Raw genomic sequence first — 14173 nt, 5'->3', positions numbered from 1 at the left:
TACTAGAAGTTAAATGAAGGGATTCAGATCATTTCTGGTTTAATAAGAAATCACTCAACTTCCCAATTATCTGTTCTGAATGCTGAGGCTGGCAAGCCGTTTTTGCCGAACAAATTGGGCAAGGCTATATCGGAGAATGCAAAGCGAACCGCTACGGGTGCTTTCACTTCTTTTGAGGAAAGCTCCACCATATCCCCTTTTATCTTTGCCTTCGCTGGATAAAACTGGCGGTCTTCTCCTGCTATATAGAACTCCCTGATCTCCTTTCCTTCTGCCTGCAAGCCACCACTGGTATGCTCAAAAGTAACCAAGGCCTTGTTTTTCTTTATTTGCATGGACTTGAATAGAGGACCCGATGGATCCTCATCACTCAGCCCATAGGTCTTGGACAGGGCCCAAAGCGCTAGCCTTCTCCCTACCTCTTGTTTATTCCCAGGATGGATATTCTTTAAATTGCCAATATCATTGGTCACCACCATGCCTGTATGATCGAGCTCATCCATGGTCTTGAGCTGCGCATCCCTTACTATCGCTGCAGCAAGGTCCTCACTATTATTATTTTCATAATCAAAAGGAGCGATTTGAACATAGTAAAATGGCAAATCATCATTGCCCCATTGCTTCCTCCATGACGCAATGAGCATAGGAAAGGTTTTATAATAATAAGCTGCATTTTGGCGATTAGACTCCCCTTGGTACCATAAAAAACCCGCGATACTAAACGGAGCAATCGGATGGATCATGGCATTATAAGCAAAGCCTGGCCTTCTATCATACCAATTGTTTTCTCCTATCAACAAGGAAGCCTCCTTGAGTAGGCCGGGATCCTCCACTTCTTTTTCTGGAGTCCAGATTTCTACAGGAGTACCACCCCAGCTGCTGTTGATCAATCCCACAGGGATATCCATCTGCTCATTTAACTCCCTTCCAAAAAAATAGCCCACTGCACTAAATTCCCTCATGGTTTCCGGCGTACAGCTGTTCCACACTCCGGGAGTGTTTTCCTGGGGACTGCTTGTCCCATGGATTGGGATATTAAAAAAACGGATATTGGGATAATTGGCTGCTTTCACCTCTTCTTCGGCATTGTCAAAACCATTATTGGCACTCCACTGCATATTGGACTGCCCGGAGCATAACCACACTTCGCCTATCAAAATATTTTCCAAAACAATTTCCTTATGCCCCTTAATACTGATGGTAAATGGGCCACCATAAGATGGAGTAGGCAATTCCAAAGACCATTTCCCATGATGGGCAAAGGTCTCTACCGGCTGATTGTTCCAAGAACCTGTCACCACTATTTTTTCGGTAGTATGGCTGCTCCAGCCCCATATGACCGCTTTGGACTTCTGCTGCAAAACCATATTATCCGATATAATGGAAGGAAGCCAGATTTCACTTTTGGCAGAAAAGCCAATCAAAAAGAATAGTAAACAAAGAATATGTTTTTTCATGTTTTAAAGGTTTTTGGGTATGGGTATCATTATACTTTCTTTTCCAGAACGCTAAAATAAACCCATCAGAATTAAATTCTACAAAATCATCTCTTTAATCTACTATTTTTTAATAAACAGCAGTTAATTTAAAAGACTATGGAATGAGCAAAGAACTTTACAGTGAAAAAGATAGGATTGGCAAAACAACCTATCAAACATTAACCCAAGCTGCCTAGCAAACCAATACACACAAAATATCCACACAAACACTCAAAATAGGTCAATTATAACACCAGTTTCAAAACATTTCCACCAAAACAACCAGCAGCCAGTATGTTTTTTACCCTAAGCTTTTCAAATAAGCTATCTATTTAAAATTTATTAATTATCTTTAAGAGAGTTTTGTTAAATTTTAGCAAAACACATATTTAAAACACAACCTATTCAAGCCTATGAAATCTTATTTTCTCATCATTAAAATCTGGATTTTCAGCCTTTGCTTTATCCAGTTAGCCAGCGCACAGCATATTTATGAGCTGAACAGTGAATGGTACTGCAATCCCATCAGTGATACCAAAGCCAATGGAATCGAAATATCCAATACTTCCTATAAGTTAAAAAAATGGATGCCTGCCACTGTACCCGGAACGGTATTGACCACCTTATTAAACAATGGAAAAGTACCCGACCCTTTTTATGGGATGAACAATGAAAAGATAAAAGACATTTATGATACTGGTAGGGAATACTATACTTATTGGTTTGTAAAAGACTTTACAGAAACTGCCAAAGAAGGTGAGCAGATATGGTTGAACTTTAGAGGCATCAACTACAGTGCTGATGTTTACCTGAACGGCAAGAAGGTCAACAAAGAACCTTTCAAGGGCATGTACTTGCGTAAACAATTTAATATCACCGAACTATTGGCCAAAGATGGTCAAAACCGTTTGGCAGTGTTGGTCCATCCTGCTGATCATGTAGGCAATCCCAATGGCGGTCAAGGCGGTGATGGCACCATAGCAAAAGGAGTAGCCCTTCAGTATACTGCTGGATGGGACTGGATCCAGCCTGTTCGTGACCGTAACACAGGAATATGGGATAAGGTATTTATAGAGAAAACCCAAGCGGTCAACCTGAAAAACCCTCACATCGTCACATTGGTAGATGGGCAGCGTTTCCCAGGAGAGCCTCAAGCCCCCGCTACCATTAAGGTTTCTGCCGAATTGGAAAACACGCAAGATGGGCCTGTAAACGGAACCTTGCAATATATTTTGAATGGAAAGACGATTAGCCAATCAGTAAGTCTTGAAGCAAATGAAACCAAAGAAGTCGCCTTGCCGGACTTTAGCTTTGAAAACCCAAAATTGTGGTGGCCAAGTGGATATGGAGAGCAAAACCTTTATGATCTAGACCTTAATTTTACTATCAATGGAAATATTTCAGACAGTGAAAAAATCAATTTTGGTATAAGAGAGATACAAACTGAATGGAACAGCCACACCCGAAGTAAGCAAATTTCGGTAAATGGACAGAAAATATTCATTAAGGGTGGCAATTGGATCATCTCCGATGCCATGTTAAGGTTCTCCAAAGAACGCTATGATGCAGAAATCAGGTTCCATAGAGATATGAACCTTAACTTGATCCGTATTTGGGGCGGAGCATTACCAGAAAGACCTGAATTCTATGAAGCTTGTGACAAATACGGTTTATTGGTGATCCAGGATTTTTGGATTTCCGGTGACTGTAATGGCCGATGGTTGGACCCTAAGAAAAAGGATGACCAATGGACCAGAAGGCAATATCCAGATGATCACAACCTATTTATTGAATCCGCTGAGGATGTGGTAAAACTTTTGAGAAACCACGCATCTTTGGCCATGTGGTGCGGGGGTAATGAAATCACTCCCCCTGCAGATATTATGCATGCCATTAAGAATGAAATTTTACCGAAATATGATGGCACCCGTTGGTTCATAGACTACTCCAACTCCGATGAAATGTCCTATAATTTCAAAGGCGGAAATGGTGATGGGCCTTATGGTATTCAGGATATCTCCACCTTCTGGGCAGAACGCACCTGGCCATTCAATTCTGAAGTAGGTTCTGTTGGAACAGGAGATGCTGTATCCTTGAAAAGGTTCCTGCCAGAGGAAAACCATGTAGTTCCTGTAGAGATGGAAGGCACTGAAAAGATCAAAGACGAAGTTTGGACTTACCACAAATATATCGACTATAGCAACTCCCTAGAACCTTATGGCACTCCTAAGAACATGGAGGACTTTGCCGAGAAAGCGCAACTGGTCAACTACAACCAATACCGTGGATTGATGGAAGGCTTCTCTGCGCATATGTGGGACTGGTATACTGGGGTGATCATTTGGAAAACCCAAAATCCTTGGACGGCTTTAAGAGGGCAAATGTATGATTATTACCTTGATCCTAATGCCTGTCTTTATGGATTGCGCAGTGGAAGTGAAGCTGTACACGGCATGTATGACCCTGTTAAAGGCAATATCATGATCGCCAATAATAGCTTTGAGCAGCAACATGATATTATGCTACGGGTCACGGCCTATGATATGGAAGGAAACAGCAAGCAATTGACGCAAGTGTTTACTTATATCGAACCAAGCAGTATCCGATTAATCATGTCCCTAAAGAAAAGGATTGATGAAATGAGTGCGGAGGAGGGAATGTTCCTCTCCGTACAATTGCTGAATATAAACCAAGAATTAATCTCTGACAATTTCTACTGGTTGCCAGACGCAGAGGGCAATTATTCAGGTTTACAAAATTTAGAAGAGGCCAAGGTATCAGCTACAGCGAAGAAAATAACTGATTCGGAAATCAGCTTGACGCTTCACAACGATGCTGAAAATACAGTTTCCTTCTTTAATCGTATCTCTCTGATTGATGCTAAAACCAAAGAAAGACTGTTACCTACCTTCTTTAGCGATAATTATATATCTATCGTTCCGGGAGAAGAAAAAACCATCACCTTGGACTATGACCAACTGAAAAACACAGATGCACTGATTGAAATTGGTGGCTGGAATGGCCCTAAGCAAACCATCAAAATAGAATAGTTGCTTTCAATAAATAATCACCCAACAAAAAAAATCCCGTTCCTTAATTTGGTCCGGGATTTTTTTATAGTAAATCTAATTGAATCTTTTAATATCAATTCTACCAACAATAACAGCATGCATCAGGCAAGGATATTTTTATCATTTTTTGGCAGTTTATTAATCTTCGTTTTAAAAACATAGATCAGTGACTATATGAGTTTCTTATTGCCTATTTTTAAAGTACCTATAAATCACTATATATAATTTAATACCCGCATATAACAATCCCGCTATTAATAGAAAACCCAAAATTTGCCACACAAACAAACCTGAACCAGGTATCAACTTTTCCATACTTAGTTTAATTTAGTTTTTCAGAATATATCACTACTCAGCCTGCTCCCACACTTTCACATAATCAATAATCATTTCATACGGAAAATACTCCGTAGAATTGACGAGACCAGGCCAGAAATACTTACCTGACTGCCCTTTATCAGCACAAGCATGATTTAGGATAATATAAAAATCGGTTTCAAAAGGCCACATTCCAGCATTATCACCACCTTTTTTATGTGTCATGGTTTTCTTACCATTAACATAAAACTCGATCTTATCTGGTGATTTGATAATTCCATAGGTATTGTATTCATCCAAATCCACCTTTGTTGTCATAGATGGTGCTGGTTCCAGTTTTTCATCTTCCGAAACAGATTGGTGAATCACTTGATAAACCATATCATCAGTATTCAAATGTTCCATCACATCAATCTCCCCTCCACTGGGCCAACCTGAATATACTGGATTTTGGGGCATCAACCAAATTGCTGGCCAAGCCCCTTTTCCCATTCGGGAAAACTTGGCTTTCACTTCTAATTTACCATAGGTAAAGCTAAATTTATCTTTGGTTTGTATTGCCCCTGTTTCAGGCAAGTCAGTTTCCTCATTCCACCTAGCTCTTATATGTAGCTTACCATCCCTCACTTCCGCCAGTTCATCATCATTAGGGACCACATACATATTCCAAGGAGATGACCAAGGCTGTGTCTGATAACTTGCCCAATGATCGCCATTATAAGTATCTCCGTTGAATTCATCTTCAAAAATCAATTCCCATTTTGTTTCCTCTTTGACTGGGGCAGGGTCATTAGCACTATCACATGAGTAATAAAAAGCTTGTAATAGGATCAAAACAATTCCAGTCATTCTTAGACTATTGATTTTAGTTAGCATTTAGGATTTCTTTAATTTTTAAAAGTTTAGATCAAAAAGTCAAACACATATTAAAAAAGAGGTCACTAATAGGTCCATAAGCCCATCAGTGACCATCCCTTATAATCAATTATTCAGTTGCAGCAGAATTCGCCTGTAAAGGCCAACCTGGATTCTGATAAATCACTGAATTTTCAGGAGATCCAGAACCATCAGGCGTGGTAATAATGAAATGCTGAATAGCAATTGGCTCCAAATAATGTGCATAAGCCCATCTATAACCATCTTTCACTAGATTTGTAGCACCCAAAACAATACGGTAAGGCCTCAAATATTCACCTTCAGCTTCACTAGAAACATTGGGAGTACCTTCCTCATTTGGTTGGATCAATAAGGTTTTTCCTGTCTCTTCATCTTTATACCATTCCTTCATAGGTCCCCAAAGTTTAAATCCTTCTATAATATGCGGGTCTGTTTTCAGTTGATCTAATGCACGCCATCTTTTAAGATCAAACATCCGCATTCCTTCAGCCATCAGTTCTACTCTTCTTTCTCTTCGGATATTATAAAGGACTTTATCTGACAATAATACTCCAGCGGAATAGGCTGCAAAATCATTCTGCGCTTCTATATTCATATCTGTAGCAGCAACGGTGATCATAAAATCATTGTTTACACCAGCGCGATCCCGAATAGCCTTCCAATACGTTTCAGCTTTACCAGTTACCACCCCTTCTTTTAGATAGGATGCTTCCAAATAGTTCAGATAAGCCTCAGCGGCCCTGAAAACAATGGATCCTGTGCTGCCCCGATTTCCTTCACCTTGTTCAAAAGCATAGCTCATTCCCTTTTTCAGTGCATATCCGGTGACATATTTCGTTTCCAGAAGCCCGATAATATCCGGTGTCTCTTCAAGTATTGCTGAGCCGTCAGTATTAGTACGGTCATCTACCCTTAACTCACCTGGAGCTTTCATAAAGATCTGCAGACGGTTATCCCTGTCCTTTTTCACATCTGCAATAAAATCGTCCCCGGCGTAACCAGAAGCAGGGGCATAGATAGGCAGGCCATTTGCCATCAGCACATTGTCCACAAATTCTCTGGTGTACCCTGTATTGCCACCATTTCTGTTTATATAATGTCCTGTATTGTGGTTTATGTTCAGGCTCGGGTCATAATCCCTCCAAAGCAATACTTCCTGATAACCTGTCAAGTCTTCAGAGCCGAACATGGTAAAATAAGGGTTATCAGAAGAATCATACCCATTATCTTTGGTGTTGGTCTCCAAAGGTATTTGGTCCGCAACCTGCTCTGCTGCATCCATGGCCTCGGCCAGAAAGTATTCGATTTCACTGTCTATATTGATGGAAAAACCGTCCACTTTTCCTTCCCCTGGCCAACCCGGTCCGCCCGGTACATGGGCTGTTCCCTTGTGGTATTTTAACCAGGTGCCCTCATATAAAGCCACTCTTGATTTGAACAGCAAAGCGGCATTTTTTGTGATTCTTACTTTTCCTCCCAGAGGATTATCTCCCAGCAGCATTATGGCCGAATCCAAATCGGAAATTATAAACCGGGCCACTTCATTTCTGGGACGACGTTTGGAAGCTTCGGTCAGTTTATCCAGATCATCCGGAAGTGTACCCCGTATAATTGGGAAATCACCAAATGTCTGAAGCTTATTAAAGTACTCATAGGCCCGGAGGAAATACCCCTCCCCGATATAATGGTCTATATTAATGGAATTACCGGATATTTGACCGGCTTCCCAGGCAGGAACGGCATTTTGCAGGAAATAGTTAATGTTTCTTATTCCTCCAAAACTCCATCCTCCCCCCGATTGCGGCACGCGTCTTTCGCCGGGAATCCAAATATTGCTTGCGTTACTGGTGGCTTGGTTATCTGTACCGTTATCGATTCCAAACGTCCCTACGTTAAATCCTCCGTGCGTCGGGAATCCATAGGCATTGATAGTATATGCCGCCAAATCCGCTTCGGTTTTCAAGAAAACTTCTGGTGTAACCTCAGAAAGAGGGGCTCTGTCCAAGAAATCATTACAGGATGACAATCCTATGACCAGCGCAGCGGCTGCAAAACCGTGTTTGATTGCTTTTTTATATCTTATCATGATTTGCTTCAAATTAGAAATTGATATTTAGACCACAGGAATAAACGGTAGCAAAAGGATAGGTCTTTCCATCGTTCCAACCGCTAAGCCCAACCGTTTCCGGATCAAAAATTTTGGACATTTTAGTGAAAGTCAACAGGTTTTCTCCTGACACATAGAACCTGGTATTTGAAATCCCCAATCTCTCCAGAACTGAATTAGGCAATGAGTAGCCTAACTGTACATTCTTCAACCTTAAGTATGCCCCATTTTGAAGATACCTTGTTTGAGCCTGATTATTGCGTCCCTGGTCAAATGAAGGTCTTGGAAAGTAGGCGTCCAAATTAACTTCTGCGACTCCGGCTTGAACCATAGGGGAATTTTCGTTTCTAAAGAAATCCATATGCTCTTCAAAACCGGCTGCTTGCCATTGGTTCTGTCCTCCTGCTCCCCAGAAATAAGGACCGTTTGGCATCCAGTCCCGTTTACCTATCCCTTGCATAAAGATGCGGATATCAAAGTTCTTGTAATTGGCATTGATATCCAGTCCATAACGGAATCTTGGGGTCGTATTGCCAATTATTTTTCTGTCTCCCGGATCAGCCAAGGTATTGCTACCAGCATTCACGGTTCCGTCACCGTTGATATCAGCATACATGATATCACCTGCCTGCCAGTTGCTTCCCATTTGGTTTTGGCTTACATTCTCCAAATGCTGCTCCATTTCAGCATCGGTCTTGGCAATACCCAAGGTGGTATATCCCCATATTTCACCGTTTTTACGCCCATTATACCATTGCGAAAGGTTACCGGTATCATTCGGATATTTGGTTACCTTCATTTGGTCATCGGAAAGGACTCCCCTTACATGATAGAAGAAATCCCCGATCTCATCTTTCCAGTTTACCTCCAGTTCAAACCCATAGGACTTCAAGTCGGCGTTATTGATTCGAGGAACACCTGTCCCCAAAATCACCGGCAGCTCTTTCGCTGGGCCGACCATATCCAATGTATACCTGTTAAAGTAATCGAAGTTCAGTAATAACCTGTTTTCCAGTAAGCCTAAATCCACACCCAAATTATAGCTTTTTACTCTTTCCCAGGTCATGGAAGTACTGATAATACCCGGTGCAGAAGCAATATTTGGCCGTATTCCATTAACCAACCAGGAACCGGAATTTACAGAGAACGGCTGTGACAGGTAGAAAGGATACCAGCTACTGGTATTTTGGTTGCCCAATTCCCCATAGGATCCCCTGATTTTAAACATCGATATCCTGTCCAAGCTCCAGAAATTCTCACGGGCAATATTCCAGCCCGCTGAAAATGAATTGAACAGGTTCCATCTTTTATCACTAATGAATCTACTTGAACCGTCATAGCGTGCATTGAATTCGAAGAAATATTTTTCTTGATAATTATAGTTCAAGCGACTAAAAAAACCGGCTGTTGCCCAATGGTTGTAGACTCCGCCATTGGTAAAATTATCGGTGGCCGTATTGATTGAAATAACGTTGGGAGTAATAAGCCCGGTTCTTCCTGCGCTGATATTCCGATACTTATTCAATTCAGAATTAAAACCTGCCATCAATTTAAAATGGTGATTTTCAGCAATATCCAAACTGTAATCTGAATAAATATTTGATGTAAAGTAATTTTCCTTTTGGCTAAACTCACTTACGGCAGTATGTCCGGGTGCCGACCAGTAAACTGAAAGAGGAAACGGCTCTCCAGCAACATCATGCGCATAAGCCGGTAGGGTATTGGAAGCATTATTGATATTGATAACGCGGTAGTTACCACTGGCATGGATATTCCAGTTTTTGATTGGCGTATAGGTCAGTTTGCCCTGGATGTAATAAAAGTCCTTATAATTATTCACCCTGCCACCTTCACGCAACTGGTTGATTTCACTTGGATCGGAATAGTATCCGTTTGGATCCTTGACTGGGACGGTAGGCCATCTACGGGCCACATTGTGGTAGAACAAGTCATTCAAATGTGTTGCTTTGGTAAAATACTCCCTTACAAAACGGGTATTGTAATTAAAGCTTAATTTGTCATTGAGTTTTAAATCCACCTTACCGGCTAAGCCGTAACGGTTAAAGTTGTCCCCTCCATGTCTGGTCAAACCGCCTTGGTCCAGATAGTTTGCGGAGAGGTAATACCTGGCACCTTCATTTCCTCCGTTTACACTTAGATTATGTTCTTGGGAGAAGGACATGGATTTATACTGCTCTTTGAACCAATCTGTATCACCGTTGGAACCACCATAGTACTGCCATCTATCCCCGTTATTGTTTGGAATTGTGGAATTTTCAATTTCTCCCGCTTGGTACTGACGAATCCTTTCCAGCACATCATCCTGAAAAACGGGCCCTCTACCGGCATTTAGTGCTGCTTCGTTATAATACATGGCAAAAGTGTAAGAATCCATCATTGTAGGCAGTCCCATAGGTTTGGAGAACCTGAAATTATTATTGTAATTCACTTTTGCTTTGCCGGCTTTACCACTTTTGGTCGTGATAAGGATCACACCAAATGCCGCTCTTGACCCATATACCGATGCCGCCGCCGCATCTTTCAATACAGTAATGTTCTCAATGTCCTGCGGGTTAAGTGCATTCAGATCGCCATCCATACCATCAATCAAAACCAAAGGGGATGAGTTAGATCCTGCACCAATGGTTCCTGCTCCACGGATGTTAAAGCTTAGGTTCTGGTTTAATTCCCCCCCTAATCCTGAGGTTTGCAGATTTAAGCCAGGAATTACTCCTTGAAGCATTTGACCCACATTCTGTACAGGACGAGCTTCGAGCACTTTTGCATCCACCGTGGTTACCGCACCAGTAAGGTTTGCCTTCTTTTGCTCACCAAATCCAACAACCACTACCTCCTCCAAACTTTGCATGTCTTCCCGAAGAGTTACATCAATGTTCTCGTTGCCATTTATACTGATTTCTTTGGAAACATAACCAATAAATGAAAAAACAAGGACATCTGATTCTGAGACCACTAAATTGTAATTTCCATCCAAATCTGTCACAGTCCCTTTTCCGCTACTTTTGGCCAAAACAGTGGCACCAGGAATGGCAAGGTTGTTTTCATCGGTAACTTTTCCCTTTACCGTAATTTCCTTGACCACTGTCAGCTGGCTAAGAACATTGTCCCTTGCTACCACACTAATGTTTCCGTTCACCTGTTTGAAAGAAAGCTGATGGCTTTTAGAAAGGCTTAACAACACCTCTTCCAGGGACATATTCTGGACATTAATATTTACTGGCAAAGCATTCCTTACTAGCTTTTCCTTATAACTAAATTCAAAATCAGTTAAGCTACTGATCTCTTTGAAAGTCTCTTCTAGTGAAGTCTGATTTAAATTAAGACTTAGATGTACTTTGGTTAAATCCAATGATTCCTGAGCCTTGGAGGGTGCTGCGTGGATGAAATTCAGGAAAAATAATTGGACTACGAACCCGTACAGATAGAATTTTCCTATCATACGTAACGCATGTAATGTTTTTTTCATAAATTAGAATGTTTTTTGTAATTGGAATTGCATTAAACGCCAGCAAATAGTGTAGCCTGAGAAACTTTCTATTTGCCAACAAGGGCCAATGTTCATCATTGGCTTTTTTTGGTCATAGGCGATTGGTTTTTATTGAAATATTAAAGTGACATTTTTATTCTCGATTTTGTACCTCAATTGAAGAGAATGGGACATGCTCTCCAAAATATTTTCTAGCGTGGCCTTTCTATACTTGCCACTAAAGCTAAATTCCTTTTTAGGAGCATTTTGAACTGCAATTTTGACCCCATACCATCTTTCCAACAAGTCTACTGCTTCGGACAGTGAAGCCTTGTCAAAACTTAGTGTTCCCTTTACCCAAAACGGATAATACTCAAGGTCAAAACTGCCTTTCTTGGGTGATTCGTCCCCCTGATAAACCACTTGTTCTCCGGGCAACAGCAATAGCTCCTCTTCAGGACTATTAATTGGATAAACCTTCACTTTACCCTCAGTCAGCTGAACACCAATATCTTTCACATCAAAAGCTTTTACATTAAAAGCTGTCCCAACGGCCTCAGTAACCACCTTACCACTCTTGACTTTGAATGGAATTGCTTTATTTTTTGCCACCTCAAAGAACGCCTCTCCTCTCAATGAGAGCTCCCTGTGACTGATGGCGAAATGCTTATCATACTTAATTTGGCTGCCTGAGTTTAAGTAGGCAATTGTTCCATCAGGAAGAAACACCTTGCTCTTTTGGCCCAGCTTTGCATCTCGAACTGTCCACTGCTCAGCCACAACCTCCTCAATAGATGCTCCGAAATAATTTTCCAGCTCCGTATTCCACACCAACAAACCACTTAGCAATATCACCAACATGGCTACCAATAAGGTCGGTGTGCTGATCGCTTTTTTGTTGCCATAAAATCTCCGAACGGGTCTTATTTGAGATGATATGTTATTAAACAATTCATCTTCTTTAAGCCTTGACCAATCATTGGCAGGTGCTTCCAATTCCTCCAAAACCATTTTGGACTTATACAGCAAATCCAGTTTTTTAGGATAATTCTCTTTGAACCAGATAAAGAACTCATCATCTGTATCTGCTCCAGAGCGCACCCAGTCCTTAAAAAGGGGATAACCAAGAAAATCTTCTATGTTCTCAAAGGATTTCATTTCTTTTCGTCTTTCAATATTATAGAGTAATAAAAGTTGCTTAATCTCACCTAGACAGCAATAAAAAATTAATTTTTACAGTTTTTAAAAAACTTAAGGAGGTTTTTTAAAGTATTTAAATTAAAAAGTAGGTTTTAATGAAATATTGATAAAACCCAAAAAACAAGGATTTTAGCAAATCGTGAAATTTTGATATTTTCTTTCAGAGTTTTTAAACCCTTAAAAATTAAATTATAGATATATGGAATTTGAACACCCATAATATCTGAAATAGACTCATAAGACAATTCTTCTATATACCTGAGGTATATTGCTTCCTTTTGTCTACTAGGTAGTTTCTCCAAAGCGGAAATAGTTTTCCCCCCTTCAAAATCAGATATGTTGGTCTCTTCTAATACCCCTTGCATATAATGATGGAAATCCAACATATTATTGGGATCATCGATAGACTCACAAAATTGTTCCTCATTAATCTTTTTAATGATCAAACGTCTATAAGAACTAAAAATATAATGGCTCAAAGATCTAGAAATAACTATTCTATTCCTTGATGACCATATTGAAATAAACACTTCTTGAATAGCATCATCGATTATGGACGTGTCTTTAGTAAACCGATGTCCATATACATACAACTTTTTTGAATGAGCTCTGTAAATAAACTCAAAGGCCTTATTGTCTCCATCTACTACCTTGGCCCACAACTTTTGATCGCTTAAACTTCCATAATCCATATCAGTAGATTTTTAGCATATAGTCCTCTTTATTTTCCTAAAATATATCCGGTACAAATAGTTGTTTTACGCTTAAGGTATTGCCCTCACATTTCTATATCTCAAATGTTAATTATTTGGATTCCACACATCATTATTTCCTATCATGAAAATGAAATCTCCAACAAGCCCATCAACCCTAAAATAGTTGAGGAAAGAGCCTAGCTAAACCCGGCCTAAAAGATTTATTTTTGAAGAAATATTAAATAAATCATCTTTAAATAAAACAATTTATTCTGACATTAATAAATAATAAAATAAATAATTTACTCAAACTTATTCTTTCGCTTATTTTTTAACTAAACTATTCTTTCTTATACATTTTTTACTTAAAAGAAAATTATTCAAACTCCAGATGAGGCAAAACAGATTACATAAAACATACAAAGTCGATTTAGCATAATTTTATCATGATGATTTACCAAGATCATTTCGCTAAAATACAGTGAAGAAAAAAATTTCATTTCCTTATACATACAACCGACAACTCTTTCAATACCTACAGTAAATAAGAAATAAATTCTAAAGAAAAGTGTCAGTTACAAGACTATATTTCAACGTTTATTGGGATTCAAAGACATTAAGAAAAGGCGAAAATCAGAACTATATCTCTTATTAATTTGGCGACCAAGTAATTCTGAAAATAAGCACTGATCTTCCCTAACAATTCATATATCGAAACTATTCGAAATCAATTAATAATGGATTATTTCACTGCTATTATCAACTCAAAACTACCCCACCCTATTAGGCCAAATAAAAAATCATTGATTCAGTAAAAAAATAAGGCAATCAATCTACCTCATCCACCAGACAAAAGACCTTAACAATGGACTAAATCACGATATCATCCTCTCAGGCCTTACAGCCTTTTAATCTTAAAT

Annotated in this window: 7 protein-coding genes; 1 reads left to right on the top strand and 6 read right to left on the bottom strand. The window is 39.7% G+C overall.

Annotation, left to right across the window (positions count from 1 at the left end):
- Nucleotides 1–50: 50 nt before the first annotated feature.
- Nucleotides 51–1457, bottom strand: coding sequence for a sialate O-acetylesterase (locus KZP23_RS13605; protein WP_226332265.1), 1407 nt, complete (start codon nucleotides 1455–1457; stop codon nucleotides 51–53).
- A 434-nt stretch (nucleotides 1458–1891) separates the two neighbouring features.
- Between KZP23_RS13605 and KZP23_RS13600 the strand changes: the two genes are divergently transcribed.
- The gene (locus KZP23_RS13600) at nucleotides 1892–4528 is read left to right on the top strand and encodes a glycoside hydrolase family 2 protein (protein WP_226332264.1); all 2637 of its coding nucleotides are present in this window, start codon (nucleotides 1892–1894) and stop codon (nucleotides 4526–4528) included.
- Nucleotides 4529–4897: 369 nt separating this feature from the next.
- Here KZP23_RS13600 and KZP23_RS13595 read toward each other — a convergent pair whose 3' ends face one another.
- From KZP23_RS13595 to KZP23_RS13575, 5 genes are all read right to left on the bottom strand, one after another.
- Entirely contained in the window at nucleotides 4898–5743 is an 846-nt protein-coding gene (locus KZP23_RS13595; protein ID WP_226332263.1) for a glycoside hydrolase family 16 protein, read from the bottom strand.
- A gap of 109 nt (nucleotides 5744–5852) precedes the next feature.
- Entirely contained in the window at nucleotides 5853–7850 is a 1998-nt protein-coding gene (locus KZP23_RS13590; protein WP_226332262.1) for a RagB/SusD family nutrient uptake outer membrane protein, read from the bottom strand.
- 13 nt (nucleotides 7851–7863) lie between these two features.
- The gene (locus tag KZP23_RS13585; RefSeq protein WP_226332261.1) at nucleotides 7864–11358 is read right to left on the bottom strand and encodes a TonB-dependent receptor; all 3495 of its coding nucleotides are present in this window, start codon (nucleotides 11356–11358) and stop codon (nucleotides 7864–7866) included.
- Nucleotides 11359–11487: 129 nt separating this feature from the next.
- Nucleotides 11488–12516, bottom strand: coding sequence for a FecR family protein (locus tag KZP23_RS13580; RefSeq protein WP_226332260.1), 1029 nt, complete (start codon nucleotides 12514–12516; stop codon nucleotides 11488–11490).
- A 134-nt stretch (nucleotides 12517–12650) separates the two neighbouring features.
- Nucleotides 12651–13250, bottom strand: a complete 600-nt coding sequence (locus KZP23_RS13575) for an RNA polymerase sigma factor (RefSeq protein WP_226332259.1) — start codon at nucleotides 13248–13250, stop codon at nucleotides 12651–12653.
- Nucleotides 13251–14173 lie beyond the last annotated feature (923 nt).

The organism is Echinicola marina (assembly GCF_020463795.1).
Lineage (GTDB): Bacteria > Bacteroidota > Bacteroidia > Cytophagales > Cyclobacteriaceae > Echinicola > Echinicola marina.
This window is presented reverse-complemented; position numbering and strand designations above follow the sequence as displayed.

Excerpts from the sequence above, each read along its gene's own strand:
- KZP23_RS13580 (WP_226332260.1), bottom strand. The coding sequence starts at position 12,516 with ATGAAATCCTTTGAGAACATAGAAGATTTTCTTGGTTATCCCCTTTTT.
- KZP23_RS13605 (WP_226332265.1), bottom strand. The coding sequence starts at position 1,457 with ATGAAAAAACATATTCTTTGTTTACTATTCTTTTTGATTGGCTTTTCT.
- KZP23_RS13575 (WP_226332259.1), bottom strand. The coding sequence starts at position 13,250 with ATGGATTATGGAAGTTTAAGCGATCAAAAGTTGTGGGCCAAGGTAGTA.
- KZP23_RS13600 (WP_226332264.1), top strand. The coding sequence starts at position 1,892 with ATGAAATCTTATTTTCTCATCATTAAAATCTGGATTTTCAGCCTTTGC.
- KZP23_RS13585 (WP_226332261.1), bottom strand. The coding sequence starts at position 11,358 with ATGAAAAAAACATTACATGCGTTACGTATGATAGGAAAATTCTATCTG.
- KZP23_RS13595 (WP_226332263.1), bottom strand. The coding sequence starts at position 5,743 with ATGCTAACTAAAATCAATAGTCTAAGAATGACTGGAATTGTTTTGATC.
- KZP23_RS13590 (WP_226332262.1), bottom strand. The coding sequence starts at position 7,850 with ATGATAAGATATAAAAAAGCAATCAAACACGGTTTTGCAGCCGCTGCG.